This window comes from Streptomyces sp. NPDC001980 (assembly GCF_040296885.1).
Lineage (GTDB): Bacteria > Actinomycetota > Actinomycetes > Streptomycetales > Streptomycetaceae > Streptomyces.
This window is the reverse complement of the sequence record NZ_JBEOYD010000058.1, coordinates 1-18,061: the sequence shown is the minus strand read 5'-3', so window position 1 is coordinate 18,061 and position 18,061 is coordinate 1. Positions and strand designations below refer to the sequence as shown.

Annotated in this window: 19 protein-coding genes; 8 read left to right on the top strand and 11 right to left on the bottom strand. The window is 72.5% G+C overall.

Annotated elements, in window-relative coordinates:
* Positions 1-13: 13 nt before the first annotated feature.
* Together ABT137_RS46060 and ABT137_RS46055 are read left to right on the top strand one after the other, a co-directional pair.
* The gene (locus tag ABT137_RS46060) at positions 14-838 is read left to right on the top strand and encodes a DUF1684 domain-containing protein (protein WP_351718911.1); all 825 of its coding nucleotides are present in this window, start codon (positions 14-16) and stop codon (positions 836-838) included.
* A gap of 50 nt (positions 839-888) precedes the next feature.
* A complete protein-coding gene (locus ABT137_RS46055) occupies positions 889-1,575 on the top strand; it encodes a TetR/AcrR family transcriptional regulator (RefSeq protein ID WP_351718908.1) in 687 nt (228 codons plus the stop codon).
* Here the strand turns inward: ABT137_RS46055 and ABT137_RS46050 are convergent.
* The 9 genes from ABT137_RS46050 to ABT137_RS46010 form a co-directional block, all read right to left on the bottom strand.
* Positions 1,572-2,267: a DinB family protein gene (locus ABT137_RS46050; protein WP_351718905.1), complete on the bottom strand. Its 696-nt coding sequence runs from the start codon at positions 2,265-2,267 to the stop codon at positions 1,572-1,574. The genes ABT137_RS46055 and ABT137_RS46050 overlap by 4 nt on opposite strands.
* Positions 2,268-2,383: 116 nt before the next feature.
* Positions 2,384-3,496 (bottom strand): 1,2-phenylacetyl-CoA epoxidase subunit PaaE, encoded by a 1,113-nt coding sequence (paaE, locus tag ABT137_RS46045; RefSeq protein ID WP_351718902.1) that lies wholly within the window; start codon positions 3,494-3,496, stop codon positions 2,384-2,386.
* Positions 3,496-4,011, bottom strand: coding sequence for a 1,2-phenylacetyl-CoA epoxidase subunit PaaD (paaD, locus tag ABT137_RS46040; RefSeq protein ID WP_351718899.1), 516 nt, complete (start codon positions 4,009-4,011; stop codon positions 3,496-3,498). The genes paaE and paaD overlap by 1 nt, the downstream gene beginning before the upstream one ends.
* A complete protein-coding gene (paaC, locus tag ABT137_RS46035) occupies positions 4,005-4,835 on the bottom strand; it encodes a 1,2-phenylacetyl-CoA epoxidase subunit PaaC (RefSeq protein WP_351718896.1) in 831 nt (276 codons plus the stop codon). The genes paaD and paaC overlap by 7 nt, the downstream gene beginning before the upstream one ends.
* 9 nt (positions 4,836-4,844) lie before the next feature.
* Positions 4,845-5,135, bottom strand: coding sequence for a 1,2-phenylacetyl-CoA epoxidase subunit PaaB (gene paaB / locus ABT137_RS46030; protein ID WP_093507257.1), 291 nt, complete (start codon positions 5,133-5,135; stop codon positions 4,845-4,847).
* Positions 5,132-6,103 carry a 1,2-phenylacetyl-CoA epoxidase subunit PaaA gene (gene paaA / locus ABT137_RS46025; RefSeq protein ID WP_351718893.1) on the bottom strand — a complete coding sequence of 324 codons (972 nt, stop codon included), beginning with the start codon at positions 6,101-6,103 and terminating at the stop codon, positions 5,132-5,134. Before paaA ends, paaB begins: the two co-directional genes overlap by 4 nt.
* Before the next feature lie 139 nt (positions 6,104-6,242).
* Positions 6,243-7,094 carry a 3-hydroxyacyl-CoA dehydrogenase family protein gene (locus tag ABT137_RS46020; RefSeq protein WP_351718890.1) on the bottom strand — a complete coding sequence of 284 codons (852 nt, stop codon included), beginning with the start codon at positions 7,092-7,094 and terminating at the stop codon, positions 6,243-6,245.
* Positions 7,091-7,894, bottom strand: a complete 804-nt coding sequence (locus ABT137_RS46015) for an enoyl-CoA hydratase/isomerase family protein (protein ID WP_351718887.1) — start codon at positions 7,892-7,894, stop codon at positions 7,091-7,093. The genes ABT137_RS46020 and ABT137_RS46015 overlap by 4 nt, the downstream gene beginning before the upstream one ends.
* Positions 7,891-9,111 carry a thiolase family protein gene (locus ABT137_RS46010; protein WP_351718885.1) on the bottom strand — a complete coding sequence of 407 codons (1,221 nt, stop codon included), beginning with the start codon at positions 9,109-9,111 and terminating at the stop codon, positions 7,891-7,893. Before ABT137_RS46010 ends, ABT137_RS46015 begins: the two co-directional genes overlap by 4 nt.
* Before the next feature lie 203 nt (positions 9,112-9,314).
* Between ABT137_RS46010 and paaI the strand changes: the two genes are divergently transcribed.
* Genes paaI through ABT137_RS45995 form a run of 3 tightly spaced genes read left to right on the top strand, consistent with a single transcriptional unit; the run spans position 9,315 to position 11,617 of the window.
* The gene (gene paaI / locus ABT137_RS46005; RefSeq protein ID WP_217555826.1) at positions 9,315-9,746 is read left to right on the top strand and encodes a hydroxyphenylacetyl-CoA thioesterase PaaI; all 432 of its coding nucleotides are present in this window, start codon (positions 9,315-9,317) and stop codon (positions 9,744-9,746) included.
* Positions 9,743-11,089, top strand: coding sequence for a phenylacetate--CoA ligase PaaK (gene paaK, locus ABT137_RS46000; protein WP_351718882.1), 1,347 nt, complete (start codon positions 9,743-9,745; stop codon positions 11,087-11,089). Before paaI ends, paaK begins: the two co-directional genes overlap by 4 nt.
* Before the next feature lie 42 nt (positions 11,090-11,131).
* Positions 11,132-11,617, top strand: a complete 486-nt coding sequence (locus ABT137_RS45995) for a GNAT family N-acetyltransferase (RefSeq protein ID WP_351718879.1) — start codon at positions 11,132-11,134, stop codon at positions 11,615-11,617.
* Positions 11,618-11,775: 158 nt separating this feature from the next.
* Here the strand turns inward: ABT137_RS45995 and ABT137_RS45990 are convergent, their stop codons facing one another.
* On the bottom strand, positions 11,776-12,834 hold the full coding sequence (locus tag ABT137_RS45990; RefSeq protein ID WP_351718876.1) for a glycoside hydrolase family 5 protein: 1,059 nt from the start codon (positions 12,832-12,834) through the stop codon (positions 11,776-11,778).
* A gap of 256 nt (positions 12,835-13,090) precedes the next feature.
* Here ABT137_RS45990 and ABT137_RS45985 point away from each other — a divergent pair, with 256 nt between their 5' ends.
* Positions 13,091-14,185: a LacI family DNA-binding transcriptional regulator gene (locus ABT137_RS45985; protein WP_502984683.1), complete on the top strand. Its 1,095-nt coding sequence runs from the start codon at positions 13,091-13,093 to the stop codon at positions 14,183-14,185.
* Here the strand turns inward: ABT137_RS45985 and ABT137_RS45980 are convergent.
* Positions 14,151-15,752: an FAD-dependent monooxygenase gene (locus ABT137_RS45980; RefSeq protein ID WP_351718873.1), complete on the bottom strand. Its 1,602-nt coding sequence runs from the start codon at positions 15,750-15,752 to the stop codon at positions 14,151-14,153. The genes ABT137_RS45985 and ABT137_RS45980 overlap by 35 nt on opposite strands.
* 168 nt (positions 15,753-15,920) lie before the next feature.
* Between ABT137_RS45980 and ABT137_RS45975 the strand changes: the two genes are divergently transcribed.
* Together ABT137_RS45975 and gap are read left to right on the top strand one after the other, a co-directional pair.
* Complete coding sequence (locus ABT137_RS45975; protein ID WP_502984682.1) at positions 15,921-16,877, top strand: GlxA family transcriptional regulator; 957 nt, start codon at positions 15,921-15,923, stop codon at positions 16,875-16,877.
* 119 nt (positions 16,878-16,996) lie between these two features.
* Entirely contained in the window at positions 16,997-17,992 is a 996-nt protein-coding gene (gap, locus tag ABT137_RS45970) for a type I glyceraldehyde-3-phosphate dehydrogenase (protein ID WP_351718871.1), read from the top strand.
* Positions 17,993-18,061: the final 69 nt, after the last annotated feature.

The window sequence follows — 18,061 nt, the reverse complement described above, 5'->3', positions numbered from 1 at the left end:
CGAAAGAGGACCCATGACGACTGAGGCCACCACGACGGATCTCCAGGTCTTCACCGAGAGCTGGCAGGACTGGCACCGTGCCCAGGAGGCCCGGATCTCCGCCCCGCACGGGTTCCTGGCCATCACCGGTCTGCACTGGCTCGACGACCGTCCGCAGCGCTTCCCCGACGCCCCCGGTGCTTGGCGCACCGGCCCGGACGGGGTCGTCGTCGCCCTGGACGACGGCGAGGAGCTGGTCGTCGACGGCACGCCGGTGCGGGGCGAGCATCGCTTCGGCGTGCTTCCGGAGCGCAGCAGCGTCGAAGCGGTCTGGGGCGACGCGGTCATCGAGGTCGCCAAGCGCGGCGGGAACGACATCGTGCGTCCCCGGCACCCGGACGCCCCGCTGCGCACCGCCTTCACCGGAACCCCCGCCTACGCCCCCGACCCGCGCTGGGCCGTGACGGGCCGGTACGTCTCCTTCGACGAGCCGCGGCCGACCACGGTGGGCGCCGCGGTGGCAGGCCTTGAGCACGTGTACGACGCCCCGGGCCGGATCGAGTTCGAGCTGGCGGGGCGGCAGCTGTCCCTGACCGCGTTCCCCGGACACCGTCCGGGCGGGCTGATGGTGCTGTTCACCGACGCGACCTCCGGCGTCACCACCTACGCCGCCAACCGGTCCCTGACCGTCGACCCGCCCGCCGCCGACGGCACGGTGGTCCTGGACTTCAACCGCGCCGCGAACCTGCCCTGCGCCTATACGGACCTGGCCACCTGCCCGCTGCCGCCGGCCGAGAACCGGCTGCCGGTCGCGGTCGAGGCCGGGCAGAAGATCCCGCGCGAGCGCGGCGGATCCTGACCCGGACGGCAGGGCCGTGCGCACATGATCCACAGGGCTACCATGTGCGCATGGCCGAGCGTGACCCGGAGAGTACGTCGAAGGACGGCGAGCGCCCTCTGCGGCGCGACGCCGCCCGCAACCGGGAGCGGATCCTGCTGGCGGCACGGGAGGTCTTCGGCCGGCGCGGTCTCGGGGTGACCCTCGACGACGTGGCCAAGCACGCCGGAGTCGGCGTCGGCACGATGTACCGCCGCTTCCCGAGCAAGGAGGCCCTGGTACGGGCCGTGTTCGAGCAGGACCTCGCGATGCGGCAGGAGTCCGCGGAAGAAGCGCTCGCCCACCCCGATCCCTGGCAGGGGCTCGTCGACTTCCTCATGACGATGACGGCCGACCTCGCCGAGAACCGCGGCCTGCACGAGGTGATCATGCTGGGGAGCCACAGTTCCGAGCCCTTCGAGACGGCCCGCGGGGGCATGCTCCCCTACCTGGAGGCGCTCATCCGGCGGGCCCAGGACAGCGGGCAGCTGCGGGCGGAGGTGACCGCCTCCGACATCCCCGTCATGCAGCAGATGCTCATCGCCGCCGCCCAGTTCACCCAGGGCCGACGGCCCGACATCTGGCGCCGCTACATCGAGATCCTCCTGAACGGCCTGCGGCAGCGTCCCGCCGACCCTCCGCTGACGACACCCAGCCTGAGCAACGAGCTGGTGGAACAGGTGATGGGCCTGGTGCGGCCCGCCCCGGCGCAGGACTAGATCCGGCGGGCCCGCCACAGGTCGCGGAGCAGGGCGATCTCGGCCATGTGGTGGATGAGTTCGAGATTGGTGCCCCACAGCACGTCGACGAAGGCGTCGTCGGGATCGGAGCCGTACGGGTACTGGGAGAAGCCGACGGTGTCGAGCTGCTCGTCGGTGACCTCGGCGACGCTGTCGCGCCAGCGGTCCACGTCCGCCCAGAACCGGTCGAGGGCCAGGGCGGCGCTGGGGGTGAAGTCGACCATCTGCTTCGGATCCCGGCGGCGTTCGCCGAAGGTCCACTCCCATCCGCCCGCGAAGCCCGAGTGCAGATGCCCCAGCCGCCACGCGATCGTCGTCACCGCGGTCCGGTCGGGCTCCGGCGGAGCGCTGCGGTCGAGGATCTGCTCGACCCGTTCGACGCTCACGCTCCAGTCGTCGGCGATCTTGGCCACGCTCATGCCTCCGGCGGCCTGCCGGGCCACCTCGGCGTACTCGCTCGCCGGGATGTCCGGGACGCCCAGGTCTAGCACCCAGTCACCGGGACCGTACGCTCTGGGCGTCGTCGCCTCGCCGCGGTGCCGGATCGACCAGCAGCCGGGCACCGGTTCCCACAGGTACTCCTCGTCGCCGAGTCCGGTCAGCCGCACCTGGGCCCGCTCCCTGGTGATGTCGAACTGGTCCAGCAACAGGCCCAACCGTCCGGTCCCCATGCCTGGCTCCCTTCGCGGGCAGCCGCCCGGCTGCGCTCAGCCGGAGGCTAGCGGCCCATCCGCACGGGCCGCGACGGATTTCCGCACCCCCCGGCGGCACGGCCCGCCGGGCCGGGTCAGCTGTCGTAGTCGACCGTCAACGACTCGGAGACCGGGTAGGACTGACAGGTCAGGACGTAGCCTGCGTCCACCTCGGCGGGTTCCAGGGCGTAGTTGCGGCGCATGTCGGCCTCGCCGTCCGTGATGCGGGCGCGGCAGGTCCCGCAGACGCCTCCCTTGCAGGCGAAGGGGAGGTCCGGGCGGATGCGGGCGGCGGAGTCGAGGATGGTGCGCTCGCGCGGGAGGCGCGCGGTGGTGGAGCGGCCGTCGAGGGTGACGGTGACCTCGCTGGCCGGGCCCGTCGCCACCGCCTCCTCGTGGCGGAGGGGCTCGATCGGCTCGTCGGCGAAGAAGAGCTCCTGGTGGATCCGGCCGGTGGGGACGCCCAGTTCTGCGAGCACCTTCTGCGCGTCGAGCACCATGCCGTGCGGGCCGCACAGCCACCAGTGGTCGGCGCCCTCGATGTCGACCAGGCCGTCGATGAGCGCACCGAGGCGGCCGCCGTCGAGGCGGCCGGAGAGGAGTTCGGCTTCCCGGGGTTCGCGGGAGAGGACGTGGGCGAGGTGGAAGCGGGTGCGGTACTCGTCCTTCAGGTCGGCGAGTTCGTCGGCGAACATCACGGTGTCGGTGCGGCGGTTGCCGTAGAACAGCGTCACCGTCGAGCGGTCGTCGGCGGCGAGGACCGACTCGGCGATGGACATCATGGGGGTGATGCCCGAGCCGGCCGCGATGAGCACGTGGTGGCCGGGGACCGTGAGGTCGGGGGTGAAGGCTCCGGTGGGGGCCATCACCTGGACGGTGTCGCCCGGGCGCACCTCGTGGACCAGCCAGGAGGAGAAGAGTCCGCCGGGCACCTCGCGGACGCCGATGCGGGGCGCGGTGCCGGCCGGCGAGCAGATCGAGTAGGAGCGCCGCTCGTCGCGCCCGTCGACCTCGCGGCGGAGGGTGAGCGACTGGCCGGGCCCGAAGGCGAACTCCTCCGCCAGGGCCGCGGGGATGTCGAAGGTGACCGCCACCGCGTCCTCGCACAGGGGCTGCACCGCGGCGACGCGCAGGGGATGGAAGGCAGGGCGGCGCCGGCGTGCTGTCGTCGCGGGGGCACCGGCGGTCGGTGCCGTCAGCTCTGCCATCAGATCTCCTTGACGTACTCGAACGGCTCCCGGCAGCTGAGGCAGCGCCACAGCGCCTTGCAGGAGGTGGCCGCGAACCGGGAGGTCTCCTCGGTGGCGGCCGATCCGCAGCGGGGACACGGAACCGTGCGCCGGGTCGGCGACAGGTCCAGCGGGACGGGACCCGCGGGGCGCCGGGGCGCGGTGTTGGGCGGTGCGATGCCGTGGTCGGCGAGTTTGCGGCGCCCTTCGGGGGTGATCCAGTCAGTGGTCCACGGCGGGTCGAGGACCGTGCGGATCTCCACGCGGCCGAAGCCGGCGTCCCGCAGGCGGGCGGCGACCCCTGCGCGCATCTCGGCCATGGCGGGGCAGCCCGAGTAGGTCGGCGTGAGGTCGGCGACCACCGTGCCGTCCGGCTCGACGGTGACGTCCCGCAGCACGCCGAGGTCGGCGAGGGTGAGCATCGGAAGCTCCGGGTCGGGCACCTGTTCGGCGATGTGCCGGGCCCGCCGGGCGTCGGTCAGAACGGTCACCACGTCGCCTCCGGGTGGGCGCGGGCCACGCTCTGCAACTCCGCGAGGAGCGGGGCCAGATGACCGGTGTGCCCGCCGTCGCGGCCCTGGCCGGGCAGCGGTCGGACGGCCGGCATGGGGAGTCCGGCCGCGTCGAGGACCTGGTGGAGGTCCGCCAGCACCGCGTCGCGCACGTCGTGGGCGGCGAACAGTTCCTCCCAGTAGGGGGCCTGCGCCTCCAGGGCCGTCAGCATCCGCGCGTGCGACTCCTCCGTGCCGTCGCCCAGGCGTACGACCCACTCGGCGGAGTACTGCCGGTGGTAGGTGAGTTCCTTGACGCCCTTGGCCGCGATCGCCGCGAGCACCGGGTCGGGCGCGGCGGCCAGTTCGGTGAAGTGGGCGAGCCGCCAGCTCGCGAACACCAGGAGGCGCAGGACGGAGAAGGCGAAGTCGCCGTTGGGGAGTTCGGCGAGGCGTACGTTGCGGAACTCGTCGGCGTCCCGGAAGTAGGCGTAGGCGTCCTCCGTGCGGCCGGTGCCGTCGGTCTGGCCGGCGCGGGCGTACAGCAGGCGGGCCTGGCCCAGCAGGTCGAGCCCGATGTTGGCCAGTGCCACCTCCTCCTCCAGCTCGGGGGCCCGGGTGACCCATTCGGCGAGCCGCTGGGCCAGCACCAGGGCGTCGTCGCCGAGCGCCAGGCAGTCCGCGGCCAGTGCGGCCGCGTCGACGCCCTCGGGCACTGCGGTGTCGACGCCGTGCAGCGGGTCCTCGAAGCCGGTGCCGAAGGCCCAGCGGGCGTCGCTGTCGTCGTGGCCCTCGGCCAGGCTCAGGTAGACGTGGTCGTCGCTCATCACCGGCTCCTAGATGTGCGGGACATCGTCGGGGATGTCGTAGAAGGTCGGGTGCCGGTAGACCTTGTCGGCGCTGGGGTCGAAGAAGGGGTCCTTCTCGTCCCGGGTGGAGGCGGCGATGTGCTCGGAGCGCACGGCCCAGATGCTGACGCCCTCGTTGCGGCGGGTGTACAGGTCGCGGGCGTGGGTGAGGGCCATCTGGTCGTCGGCCGCGTGCAGCGAGCCGACGTGGACGTGGTTGAGGCCGCGCTTGCCGCGGATGAAGATCTCGTACAGGGGCCAGTTCCCGGTGTCGCTCATGCCACTGCCTCCTCGCGGGCTCGGGCGGCCTGCTTGGTGGCGTGGGCACTGGCGGCCGCACGCACCCAGGCACCTTCCTCGTGGGCGGCCCGGCGGCGCTCCATCCGCTCCGCGTTGCACGGGCCGTTGCCGCTGATGACTTCCTTCAGCTCGGAGAAGTCGGGGGTGCCGAAGTCGTGGTGGCCGCGCTCCTCGTTCCAGCGCAGCTCGGGGTCGGGCAGGGTCACGCCGAGCTTGGCCGCCTGCGGCACGGTCATGTCGACGAAGCGGCGGCGCAGTTCGTCGTTGCTGTGCCGCTTGATCTTCCAGGCCATCGACTGGGCGGAGTTGGGCGAGTCGTCGTCGGGCGGGCCGAACATCATCAGGGACGGCCACCACCAGCGGTCCACCGCGTCCTGCACCATCTCCCGCTGGGCGTCGGTGCCGCGCATCATGGTCATCAGCAGCTCGTAGCCCTGCCGCTGGTGGAAGGACTCCTCCTTGCAGATCCGCACCATCGCGCGCGCGTAGGGGCCGTACGAGCTGCGGCACAGCGGCACCTGGTTGCAGATGGCCGCGCCGTCGACGAACCAGCCGATGACGCCGACGTCCGCGTAGCTGAGCGTCGGGTAGTTGAAGATCGACGAGTACTTCTGGCGGCCTTCGAGGAGGCGCTCGGTGAGCTCCGCGCGGTCGATGCCCAGGGTCTCGGCGGCCGAGTACAGGTACAGGCCGTGGCCGGCCTCGTCCTGGACCTTGGCGAACAGGATCGCCTTGCGGCGCAGCGAGGGCGCCTTGGTGATCCACTCGCCTTCCGGCTGCATGCCGATGATCTCCGAGTGCGCGTGCTGGGCGATCTGCCGGATCAGCGTCCTTCGGTAGCCCTCCGGCATCCAGTCGCGCGGCTCGATCCGCTGGTCCCGCGAGATCGTCGCCTCGAAGTGGGACTCCAGATCGGGCCCGGCGTCCCTTCCGGCCGCTTCAGTCATCTCCACCAACTCCCAACCGACCATTCGTTCGGTTCATCATAAGGTGCGCCCTCCCCGGTCTGGCAAGGGGCTGCGCCGATCAGCGCAGTGAGCAGCGCGGCCGCCGTGTCCCGAAGAGAGGTAGTGCGGGCCGCCGCGGTCACCATGTGTAGAAGCCCTGTCCCGTCTTGTGTCCGAGTTCGCCGCGGGCCACCTTGTCGCGCAGCAGCTGCGGCGGGGCGAAGCGGTCACCGAGGGTCGCGTGCAGATACTCGGCGATGGCGAGCCGTACGTCGAGCCCGACCAGGTCGGTCAGGCGCAGCGGGCCCATGGGGTGGTTGTAGCCGAGCCGCATGGCGTCGTCGATGGCCTCGGGCACGGCGACGCCCTCCTCGACCATCCGGATCGCCTCCAGCCCCAGGGCCAGCCCGAGCCGGCTGCTGGCGAAGCCGGGCGAGTCCCTGACGACCACGTCCTGTTTGCCCAGCGCCGCGGTCCATTCCAGGGCGGCCTCGACGGTGCCCGGGGCGGTCTCGGGGGCGACGACGATCTCGACGAGCGCGGAGGCGGGCACCGGGTTGAAGAAGTGCATGCCGAGGAAGCGGTCCGGGCGCCGGAGGACCGAGGCGAGGTCGGTCACCGACAGGGAGCTGGTGTTGGTGGCCAGGACGGTGGTGTCGCCCACGGCCTCCTCGGCGGCCTTCAGGAGACGGGCCTTGAGCGCCGCATCCTCGGGTACGGCCTCCACGACCAGCTCCGCCTCCGCCGGAAGCGCCACCACCGTGGGGACGGCGGTCACCCGGCCGGCGACCTGCTCCGCGTCCTCCGTCAGGTGACCCCGTTCCGCGGCTCGCCGCAGGCTGCCGCCGATCCGCTCCAGCGCCGCCGCGGCGGCCTCCGCCCCGCTCTCCACCACGGTGACGGCCGAGCCGGCGGTGGCGAAGGACTGGGCGATCCCCGCGCCCATGCGGCCGCCGCCGATGACCGCGACGGTCCTGGGTGCCGATGTCATGCGCGGCTCCTCTCCTGCTCCGGGTTGTCCGACGTGTTCCGGGCCGCGTTCCTGGAAGCGCTCTTCTCCAGGAAGCGCGTCATACGGTCCTTCTTGTCCTGCCCCTCGAAGAGCACGGCCTGCGCCAGGTCGTCGGCGATCGGGTGGGCGCCGGGCGAGTCGACGACGAGCTTCGTCAGCCGCAGGGCCGTGGCCGAGGACCGTGCCATCCGGTCGAGCAGCGCGTGGGCCGCCGTCAGCAGTTCCTCGGCGGGGACGACGTCGATGACCAGGCCCGCGGCGAGCGCGGCCGGTGCGTCGAGGGTGCGGCCGGCGAGGAGGATCTGCTTGGCGACCGACTCACCGACCAGTTCGGGCAGCCGCCAGCAGGCGCCGGCCGCCGCGAGGATGCCGAGGCCGGGCTCGGGATTGCCGAAGACGGCTCCGGGGCCGGCGATCCGCAGGTCGCAGGCGTAGGCCAGCTCGGCCCCGCCGCCCAGGGCCCAGCCCTCGACGGCGGCCAGCGTGGGCATGGGCAGCCGTCGGACCCGCTCGAAGAGGCGGCTGTTGATGCCCTGGAGCGCCTCGTCACTGCCGCGCTCCAGGAGTTCGGCGATGTCGGCGCCGCCCGCGAAGACCCCGCCGTGGCCGGTCAGGAGCAGCAGCTTGGGATCCCGCTCCAGTTGCTCGCAGACCCGGTGCAGTTCGCCGATCATCCGGCCGCTGATGGCGTTGCGGGCCTCGGGCCGGTGGAGGGTGACGACGACCCGGTCGGCGCGCTCCTCGACAAGGAGGGTGTCGTACGACGGAGAAGTGGTCACACCCGCTCCACAAGGAGTGCGACGCCCTGACCGACTCCTACGCAGAGCGTGGCCAGGCCGCGGCGGCCGTTCTCGCGTTCGAGGCGGCCGAGCAGGGTGAGCAGGATGCGGGCGCCGGAGCAGCCGAGCGGATGGCCGAGGGCGATGGCGCCGCCGTCGGCGTTGACCTTGCCCTCGTCGAGTTTGAGGCGGCGGATCACCGCCAGTGCCTGGGCGGCGAACGCCTCGTTGAGCTCCACGGCGTCCAGGTCGCCGGTCTGCCAGCCGGCGCGGGCGAGGGCCTTCTCGGTGGCGGGGACCGGGCCGAGACCCATGAGGTTGGGCTGCACGCCCGCCGAGGCCGAGGCGACGATCCGGGCCCGCGGGGTGAGGCCGTACCGCTCCACGGCCTCGGCGCTCGCGACCACCAGGGCGGCCGCGCCGTCGGACAGCGGTGAGGAGGAGCCCGCCGTGACGATGCCGTCCGCGCGGAAGACGGTGCGCAGGGAGCCCAGCTTCTCCAGGGTGGTGGAGGGGCGGGGGCCCTCGTCCCGGGTGACCTCGCCGTCGCGCACCGGTACGGGCACGATCTCGCGGTCGAAGCGGCCCGCCTCCTGGGCGGCCACGGCCCGCTGGTGGCTGCGCAGGGCGAAGGCGTCGGAGTCGGCACGGGTGATGCCGTCCAGGGCGGCGACCTCTTCCGCGGTCTCGCCCATGGAGAGCGTGACCTTGACCGCCTCGGGTCCGGCGTCCCCGGGCACTTCCCGGTCGGCCGCGGTGAAGCGCGGGTTGGTGAAACGCCAGCCCAGCGCCGTGTCGTACACCTGCCCCGGCTTGGCCCACGGCGTCCCGGGCTTCTCCATCACCCAGGGCGCCCGGGTCATGGACTCCACTCCCCCGGCGACCACGAGGTCCGCCTCGCCCGCGCGGATCGTCTGGGCGGCCGAGGCGACGGCCGTGAGGCCCGAGGCGCACAGGCGGTTGACGGTGTAGCCGGGCACGGTGTGCGGCAGCCCGGCGAGCAGCACCGCCATCCGGGCCACGTCCCGGTTGTCCTCGCCCGCCTGGTTGGCGGCTCCCAGGACGACCTCGTCCACGGCTTCGCCGGGGACGCCGGAGCGCCGGACGGCCTCGCCGACGACGAGGGCGGCGAGGTCGTCGGGCCGTACGGCGGCCAGGGCGCCGCCGTAGCGGCCCTGCGGGGTGCGGGCCCCGTCGATCAGGTAGACGTCGGGCATCGGGCGGTCTCCTCGGCTTCGGGGTGCACGGTTCGCCGCGGCTGCGGGACGGCGCGGCGGCCGGTGGCGAAGGGGTGTCGGACAGGGTGGCGCGGGCACTTCCGCGGCCTGCGTTACACCTCTTGACATGCAGGTGTGTTGCTGGATTACTTGACCACGCCGCACGCTAACCGAATGTTCGGTCGGTTCACAAGGTGGTGGAAATGACGACCCAGGTACCCGGGACGACACCTGGCCCCGTCGAGACGATGTTCGCCGCGGACGAGGCTTCCCGGCGGCTCGGGATCGAATTGCTGGAGCACGGCGAAGGGACGGCCGTGCTGCGGATGACCGTGACCGCCTCGCAGGTCAACGGACACCGGATCGCCCACGGCGGGCATGTCTTCCTGCTCGCCGACACGGCGTTCGCCTGTGCCTGCAACAGCCACGGGCCGGTCACCGTCGCCGCCGGCGCCGACATCGACTTCGTCGCGCCCGCCTACGAGGGCGACGTGCTCGTCGCCACCGCGCGCGAACGCGTCCGGTTCGGCCGCAGCGGTGTCTACGACGTGAGTGTCGTGCGCGGCGACGAGGTGATCGCGGAGTTCCGCGGCCGCAGTCGCACCCTCCGCACGCAGAATGAGGAGCCGCAATGAGCAGCGAAGTGACCGTGTCCGAGCCGAGGGGCACTCGCCGGGGAGAGCCGCTTCCCGAGGCACTGCTGGACGAGGCCGAGCGGATGTCCCGCGAGGAGGTCCGGGCGCTCCAGCTCACCAGGCTGCGCACGACGCTGCGGCACGCGTACGACAACGTGGAGCTGTACCGCAAGAAGTTCGACGCGGCCGGTGTGGGTCCGGACGACTGCCACACCCTCGCGGACCTCGCCCGTTTCCCCTTCACGACCAAGGCGGACCTGCGGGACACCTACCCCTTCGGCATGTTCGCCGTACCGATGTCCGAGGTGCGGCGCGTGCACGCCTCCAGCGGTACCACCGGCCGGCCCACCGTGGTCGGCTACACGGAGAACGACCTGTCCATGTGGGCGGACGTCGTCGCCCGCTCCATCCGGGCCGCCGGCGGCCGCCCGGGGCACAAGGTCCATGTCTCCTACGGCTACGGCCTGTTCACCGGCGGCCTGGGCGCCCACTACGGCGCCGAGCGCGCCGGCTGCACGGTGATCCCCGCCTCCGGCGGCATGACCGCGCGTCAGGTGCAGATCATCCAGGACCTCCGGCCCGAGATCATCATGGTCACGCCCTCCTACATGCTGACCCTGCTCGACGAGTTCGAGCGCCAGGGCGTCGACCCGCGCTCCACCTCCCTGAAGGTCGGCATCTTCGGCGCGGAGCCGTGGACGGAGGAGATGCGCCGCGAGATCGAGGAGCGCCTGGACATCCACGCGGTCGACATCTACGGGCTGTCCGAGGTCATCGGCCCCGGGGTCGCGCAGGAGTGCGTGGAGACCAAGGACGGGCTGCACGTCTGGGAGGACCACTTCTACCCGGAGGTCGTGGACCCGCTGACCGACGAGGTGCTGGCGGAGGGCGAGAGCGGCGAACTGGTCTTCACCTCGCTCACGAAGGAGGCGCTGCCCATCATCCGCTACCGCACCCGCGACCTGACCCGGCTGCTGCCCGGCACGGCGCGTCCCGGGTTCCGCCGGATCGAGAAGATCACCGGCCGGTCCGACGACATGATCATCCTTCGGGGCGTCAATGTCTTCCCCAGCCAGGTGGAGGAGATCGTGCTGCGGACGCCGGGGGTGGCCCCGCACTTCCAGATCCAGATCAGCCGGCAAGGACGCATGGACCACATGACGGTCCGGGTGGAGGCGCGGCCCGACACCGGCCCCGCCGACCGTGAGGCCGCCGCGAAGACGATCGCCCAGGGCGTCAAGGACGGCGTCGGAGTCACCGTCGAGGTCGACGTGGTCGACCCGGAGACCCTGGAGCGCTCACTCGGCAAACTCCGCCGGGTGAAGGACCTGCGCAAGCCCTAATCCGCTGGCGGGCCGACGGCCGGAGTGCCTACCGTCCTCCCCATGCCCGAGCTCCAGTTGCTCCGTCCGGACCACGCCCCTGCCCTGCTCACCTTCGAGCGGGAGAACCGCGCCTTTTTCGCGGCGTCGATCCCCGACCGCGGCGACGACTACTTCGCCCGGTTCGAGGAGGTGCACCGTGCGCGACTGGCCGAACAGGCGGACGGGATCTGCTACTTCCATGTGCTGGTCGACGCCGCCGGCGAGGTGCTGGGGCGGGTCAATCTGGTGGACGTCGCGGACGGCGGCGCCGACCTGGGATACCGGATCGCGGAGCGCGTCACCGGGCGGGGGCTCGCCACCTGGGGCGTGCGGGAGGTGTGCCGACGCGCCGTCGACACCTACGGACTGACCACCCTGCGGGCCGCCGCCGACCTCGGCAACGCGGCATCCCGGGCCGTCCTCGCCCGGACCGGATTCACCGTGACCGGCGAGACGCGGCTCTCCCGCGGACCGGGGCTGACGTATCAACTCCGCCTCCAGCCCTGAGCGTTCCGCCCGAGTTGCCGCGCTGCGCCGTCGTCCGACCGCGGCGCCGTCGTGGCTGGTCGCGCCCACGCGGCGGTAGCCGCACGTGCGATACAGCCCCGCGCCTCTTCGGGGCGCTGCCGCGGTGCTCGCAGGCACCGCGGCCGCCCCGGAGTCGGTCAGCCCGTCACCGGCCTGCCGCGGCCCCAGGCCCAGGCGAGGCGGTCGGCGCCGGACTGGTTGGTGGTGGCCAGCCAGGGGCGGGACGCGTCGCCGATCAGCTTCTGGATCGAGTACGTGTCGTCGGTGCGCAGGCCGGGCCAGTACACCGAGCCCATGCCGAGCTTGCGGAAGGTGTCCGTGTCGGCCTGGACGAAGTTGACGGAGTTGTCGTCAGGAGCAGGCTTGTTGTAATTGAGGCCTGTGGTCATCGGGGCGCCGAACTCGTCGGCGACCGTGCGGTTCGCGCAGTCGCCGAGCCGCTCCTTCAGGTCGGCCACCCACTGGTCGTAGGTGGCGTAGCTCTTCCAGAAGCCGTAGTGGTGGAGGGAGAGGTAGGTGCCCTTCAGGCGCGGGTCGGCGCAGACGGTGGTGACGTGGTCGTTGTAGCCGGCGCCGCTGACGAAGACGCGGTCGTGCGGGACGGACGGGTAGGTCGCGAGCCACTTCGCCGCCAGGTCGGCCCACTCGGCGTCGGTGTAGCCGTGCGGCTCGTTCATCGGTTCGAAGTAGACGTGCGGGTCGTGCCGGTAGGCCTTCACGACCGTGTCCCACATGGGCCAGTAGGTGGCCTCGTCGTCGATGAAGCCGTCCTTGTTGGCGCCGGTGCCCTCCCAGTAGGAGACGATCACCTTGAAGCCCTGCGCCGAGGCCGCGTCGATGACCCCGCGGTACGACTTCCAGTACGCGCCGTTGACCGTGTACGGGTTGATGGGCAGCCGGACGGTGTTGGCCCCGAGGTTGGCGCGGAAGGCCGCGATCACCCGGGTCGCCTTGGCGTAGGTCTGGGCGTAGCTGTCGGAGAGCGACAGGCCGGAGAGGACGACGGGGTCGTCGGCGTAGTTGTCGCGCGGGTCGGCCCAGTTGACGCCCTTGAACTGGCTGGTGCCGTGCCCCGGTACGGCGGCGGAGGCGGGGCTGCCGGTGAGGGTCGTGGCGCCGACCGCGGCGATCGCGACCGCCGCGAGGGCGGCGCGGGTGCGGGGGGTGATCCGGGTTCTGGCGGGGGTCTTGCGCATCAACGTGCCCTTTCGGAAGACGGCGGCTCGACGCAGGGGCCCGCGGGCCCGACCGCGTGTTTACGTAAACATCGACGCGGCATGTTCACGTGAACATCTCCTCGGCGACCGTGCCCGCGGGATCTCCGTCGGGGCTGGTCACGGGGCGATGTTTACGTAAACTCGAAAGCGTCGGAATCGTGGCACCCGCTCCTGCGGCCGTCAAGATTCCCGGTCCCGACTTCCCGTGCATGAAGGAGATTTGAGGGGTGGGGCGATGGTCCTGAACGAGCCGGAGCAGCCGGTCGCACCGGCCGCGGGCGGTGCGCGGCGGGGCGGTTCCGGGGTACCCGGTGGGCGCCGCAAGCAGCGTGTCTCCATGGCGGACGTCGCCGAACTCGCCGGTGTCTCCTCGCAGACGGTCTCGCGGGTCTCCAACGGGCATCCCGGGGTGGTCAGTTCCACCCGGGAGCAGGTGCTGTCCGCCATGCGTGAGCTCGGCTACCGGCCCAACAGCGCGGCCCGCGCCCTGCGTTACGGCAGGTTCAACACCATCGGCGTGATCCTGTTCAGCCTCTCCTCCACGGGCAACAGCCGCACCGTGGAGGCGATCGCCACGCATGCCGCGGCCGAGGGCTACGCGATCACCCTCATCCCCATCGACGTGGCCACGCAGGACAACGTGCTGGGTGCCTTCACGCGGATGGGCGAGCTGGCGGTGGACGCCGTGATCGTCATCATGGAGATCCACCTGCTCGACACCGCCACCGTGCAACTGCCGCCCGGCGTCCACGTGGTGGTCGTGGACTCGGACGCCGGGGACCGCTACAGCGTGGTCGACACGGACCAGGCCGACGGCGCGCAAAGGGCCGTACGGCACCTGCTGGACCTGGGCCACCGCACGGTGTGGCACGTGGCAGGTCCCGAGTCCTCGTACGCGGCCCAGCGCCGTGCCCAGGCGTGGCGGGCTGTGCTGGCGGAGGCGAGGTGTCCGGTTCCGGTGCCCCTGCGCGGCGACTGGTCGGCCGAGTCCGGTTACGCGGCGGGGCTCGCGCTCGCCGAAGAGCCGGACTGTACCGCCGTGTTCGCGGCCAACGACCAGATGGCCCTGGGGCTGCTGCGGGCCTTCCACGGGCGGGGCCGGTCCGTTCCCGCGGAGATCAGTGTGGTCGGCTTCGACGACACCCCGGACGCGGCCTTCTTCATCCCGCCCCTCACCACCGTCCACCAGGACTTCGCCGAGGTCGGCCGCCGCTGTGTGCAGGGCGTCCTGCGCCGGCTCCGCACCGGCGACGACTCCCGCCCCGGCACCGACCTCGTCCCGGCCCGCCTGGTGGTCAGGGAGAGCACCGCCCCGCCGCGCACGACGTGACGGCGGTCAGGGCGGCGCGCAGGGCCGAACCGGCCGACGGGGGTTCGTCCCAGCGGGCGGCGATGTGGCCGTCGGGGCGGACGAGCAGCGCACCGCCGTGCGGACTCAGGCCGTACCGGTCGGCGGGTTCGCCGGACAGCGGCTCGACGCGCAACGGCCAGGGTCCGGTGGTGTGCTGCCGCCAGCGGCCGGGGTCCGGGGTCAGCACGGTGAACCACTCGCCGAGCGCGTCGAGCGTGGAGCGGTCCGGGGTGAGCCAGTGGTGGGGCATGCGGTGGCCCGGTTGCGCGGTGGGCACGTACTCGGTGCCGGGGGCCTCCGGCCGGCCGTCGCCATGGCCGTCGCCGTCGTCATGGCCATGGCCGTCGCCGAGGACGGCGGCGGAGTCGTACGCCGTGCCGAGCACCAGGCCGAGCTGTGCGAAGTACCGCTCCGACCAGGGAAGTTCGACCGGCGCCGACGAGCCGCTGCACAACTGCTCCTTGCGCAGGTTCTGCACCTGGAGCAGGAGGTGGGTGTTGGCGACCGCCTGGCGGAGGGTCTCGCGGGCCACCGGCCGGCGCTCTGTCTCGTACGTGTCCAGCAGGGCGGGTTCGGCCCAGCCCTGCAGCACGCCGGCCAGTTTCCAGGCCAGGTTGTGCGCGTCCGCGACACCGGCGTTCATGCCGAGGCCGCCGATCGGCGGGACCGCGTGCGCGGCGTCGCCGGCCAGCAGGACCCGGCCCCGCCGGAAGCTCTCGGCGACGTACGCGGTCATCGACCAGTGCTGGACCCGCACCACGTCGGCCCGTACGCCGGCGGCGGGGCCGAGCGCGTGCGAGACGCGGCCGGACCAGTCGGTCTGCCCGTTGCCGTCGGGTGTGGCGCCGAACCAGGCCCAGCCGCCGTCCGGGTAGAGCGGGGTGAAGGTGCCGAACGCGGTGAAGTAGACCCCGGCGGGCTGGTGTGCGCACCAGCGGGCCAGGTCGGCGTCGAACACGACGGTGGTGTAGTCGCCGAGCGCTCCGGGGCCGGTGGCGGGGATGCCCAGCCGCTCGCGGACGGTGGAGTTCGCGCCGTCCGCGGCGACCACGTACCGGGCCCGGACGCGGGTCCGCACGGCGCGCCCGCCGTCGACGAGCACGGCGACGACACCGTCCGTGTCCTCCTCCAGGTCGACCAGTTCGGTGCCGAACCGCACCTCTCCCCCGGCGGCGGCGAGCAGCGTGGGCTCCAGCCGGTCCTGCGAGGTGACCACCCCGACGACCGGGCTCTCGGCGACCGATGCGCGCACCCCGACCATCGCGGCGCTGGCGAAGTCGGGGTCGCACAGGGTGTCCCGGAAGCGCACCCGGCCGTACTCGGGTGCGAACGCGTCCGCCGTGATCCTGCCGGCGACCCCGAGCCGGCGGAAGATCTCCATGGACCGCACGTTCACCAGGCGGGACCGCGGAAACGGGGAGAGTTCCCGGTGCTTCTCGACCAGCAGGGACGGCACCCCCCACCGATCCAGCAACGCCCGCGCGGTGAGCCCGACCGGCCCCCCGCCGACGATCAGCACCGGCACCTCTGCGTCCGCTCCAGGCATGGCTCCATCATCGGGCCCCGGCGACCGGCCACCGTCACCGACCACGGGCATCCACCCGAACGGGCTCCCGCTCACGGAGCGGGCCGGACGGTGGAAGGGGACCGACCCGCCCACGTCCGGTGGGTGGGCCGCATCGGGTGTGGGCCGGGTCCTCGTACCCTGATCGATGTGTCTCCCGTCCGTCTGCATCGTGTCGCCGTCCTTGTGCTGGAGGGGGCGAAACCCCTTGACGTCGGTATCCCGGCGCAGGTGTTCACGACCCGGGCGAGCATGCCGTACGAGGTACGGGTGTGCGGTGCTGCGCCCGGTCTGGTCACCGGTGGCGACGGGCTGTCGTACCACGTCGCCGACGGCCTCGACGCGCTGGAGTGGGCGGAGATCGTGTTCGTCCCCGGGTACCGGTTCCCGGACCGGGAGGACCCGGCGCCGGCCGTCGTCGAGGCGCTGCTCGGCGCGCACCGGCGGGGCGCGCGGCTGGCCGCCATCTCGACGGGGGCCTTCGCGCTCGCCGCGACCGGGCTGCTCGACGGCAGGCGCGCCACCACGCACTGGCACTACACGCGCGCCCTGGCCGAGAAGCATCCGCTGGTCAAGGTGGACGAGAACGTGCTGTTCGTCGACGAGGGCAGCGTGCTGACGTCGGCCGGCGCGGCCTCGGGGATCGACCTGTGCCTGCACATCCTGCGCGGCGACCTCGGCGTTGCCGCCTCCAACCACGCGGCCCGGCGGCTGGTGGCGGCCCCCTACCGCAGCGGGGGCCAGGCGCAGTACGTGCCGCGCAGCGTGCCCGAGCCGCTCGGTGAGCGGTTCGCCGCGACCCGGGAGTGGGCGCTGCACCGGCTCGGCGAACCGCTCACCCTCGACGTGCTCGCCCGGCACGCGGGGGTGTCGGCGCGGACGTTCTCGCGGCGGTTCGTGGAGGACACCGGGTACACGCCGATGCAGTGGGTGATGCGCGCCCGGATCGACCTGGCCCGGGAACTCCTCGAACGCTCGGAGCGGAGCGTCGAGCAGATCGCCGCCGACGTCGGCCTCGGCACCGGGGCGAACCTGCGGCTGCACTTCCAGCGGATCCTCGGCACGACGCCGAGCGACTACCGGCGCACCTTCACCAAGGGCGAGTAGGGCTGCCGGGGTGATGCCTGCGGGATGCTGGCGGGATCCTTTTGAACCATGGCGTTCTCGCCGCTGTCACGGCCGCGGGCCGGACGCGAATCTGGAGGCGTAGCGAAGGGACACCACTTATGACTCGTATCGCCGTCAACGGATTCGGCCGCATCGGACGCAATGTGCTGCGCGCCCTGCTGGAGCGGGACAGCAGCCTGGAAGTCGTCGCCGTCAACGACCTCACGGAGCCGGCCGCCCTCGCGCGGCTGCTCGCCTTCGACTCGACCGCCGGCCGCCTCGGGCGCCCGGTGAGCGTCGACGGGGACGTCCTCGTCGTCGACGGCCGGCGCATCAAGGTCCTCGCGGAGCGCGAGCCGGCGCAGCTGCCGTGGGCCGACCTCGGCGTGGACGTCGTGCTGGAGTCGACCGGCCGCTTCACCTCGGCGAAGGCGGCCCGTGCCCACCTCGACGCGGGCGCCCGGAAGGTGCTGGTCAGCGCGCCGTCGGACGGCGCCGACGTCACGCTGGCGTACGGCGTGAACACCGACGCGTACGACGCGGAGCTGCACACGATCGTCTCCAACGCCTCGTGCACGACCAACGCGCTCGCGCCGCTGGCCGCCGTCCTCGACGAACTCGCCGGTATCGAGCACGGGTTCATGACCACGGTGCACGCCTACACGCAGGAGCAGAACCTGCAGGACGGCCCGCACCGCGACCCCCGGCGCGCCCGTGCCGCCGGTGTCAACATCGTGCCGACCACGACCGGCGCCGCCAAGGCGATCGGCCTGGTGCTGCCGAACCTCGACGGCAGGCTGTCGGGCGACTCGATCCGGGTGCCGGTGCCGGTGGGCTCGATCGTCGAGCTCAACACGACCGTCTCCCGTGACGTGACGCGCGACGACGTGCTGGCCGCGTACCGCGCGGCGGCCGAGGGGCCGCTCGCGGGCATCCTCGAGTACTCGGAGGAGGCGCTGGTGTCGTCGGACATCACGGGCAACCCCGCCTCGTCGATCTTCGACTCGGCCCTGACCCGCGTCGACGGCCGCCACGTCAAGGTGGTCGCCTGGTACGACAACGAGTGGGGCTTCTCGAACCGGGTGATCGACACGCTCGAACTGCTCGCGCGCTGACGGGTGTTGACGGACGGAGCGGTCGGCCACCCGGCGGGGGGCGCCCCCGGCGCGCGGGGCCGCACCCGG

Excerpts from the sequence above, each read along its gene's own strand:
- ABT137_RS45985 (WP_502984683.1), top strand. The coding sequence starts at position 13,091 with ATGGTCCTGAACGAGCCGGAGCAGCCGGTCGCACCGGCCGCGGGCGGT.
- paaI (WP_217555826.1), top strand. The coding sequence starts at position 9,315 with ATGACGACCCAGGTACCCGGGACGACACCTGGCCCCGTCGAGACGATG.
- ABT137_RS45990 (WP_351718876.1), bottom strand. The coding sequence starts at position 12,834 with ATGCGCAAGACCCCCGCCAGAACCCGGATCACCCCCCGCACCCGCGCC.
- gap (WP_351718871.1), top strand. The coding sequence starts at position 16,997 with ATGACTCGTATCGCCGTCAACGGATTCGGCCGCATCGGACGCAATGTG.
- ABT137_RS46050 (WP_351718905.1), bottom strand. The coding sequence starts at position 2,267 with ATGGGGACCGGACGGTTGGGCCTGTTGCTGGACCAGTTCGACATCACC.
- ABT137_RS46055 (WP_351718908.1), top strand. The coding sequence starts at position 889 with ATGGCCGAGCGTGACCCGGAGAGTACGTCGAAGGACGGCGAGCGCCCT.
- ABT137_RS46060 (WP_351718911.1), top strand. The coding sequence starts at position 14 with ATGACGACTGAGGCCACCACGACGGATCTCCAGGTCTTCACCGAGAGC.
- ABT137_RS45980 (WP_351718873.1), bottom strand. The coding sequence starts at position 15,752 with ATGCCTGGAGCGGACGCAGAGGTGCCGGTGCTGATCGTCGGCGGGGGG.
- paaK (WP_351718882.1), top strand. The coding sequence starts at position 9,743 with ATGAGCAGCGAAGTGACCGTGTCCGAGCCGAGGGGCACTCGCCGGGGA.
- paaB (WP_093507257.1), bottom strand. The coding sequence starts at position 5,135 with ATGAGCGACACCGGGAACTGGCCCCTGTACGAGATCTTCATCCGCGGC.
- paaE (WP_351718902.1), bottom strand. The coding sequence starts at position 3,496 with ATGGCAGAGCTGACGGCACCGACCGCCGGTGCCCCCGCGACGACAGCA.
- ABT137_RS46010 (WP_351718885.1), bottom strand. The coding sequence starts at position 9,111 with ATGCCCGACGTCTACCTGATCGACGGGGCCCGCACCCCGCAGGGCCGC.
- ABT137_RS45995 (WP_351718879.1), top strand. The coding sequence starts at position 11,132 with ATGCCCGAGCTCCAGTTGCTCCGTCCGGACCACGCCCCTGCCCTGCTC.
- paaA (WP_351718893.1), bottom strand. The coding sequence starts at position 6,103 with ATGACTGAAGCGGCCGGAAGGGACGCCGGGCCCGATCTGGAGTCCCAC.
- ABT137_RS46020 (WP_351718890.1), bottom strand. The coding sequence starts at position 7,094 with ATGACATCGGCACCCAGGACCGTCGCGGTCATCGGCGGCGGCCGCATG.
- paaC (WP_351718896.1), bottom strand. The coding sequence starts at position 4,835 with ATGAGCGACGACCACGTCTACCTGAGCCTGGCCGAGGGCCACGACGAC.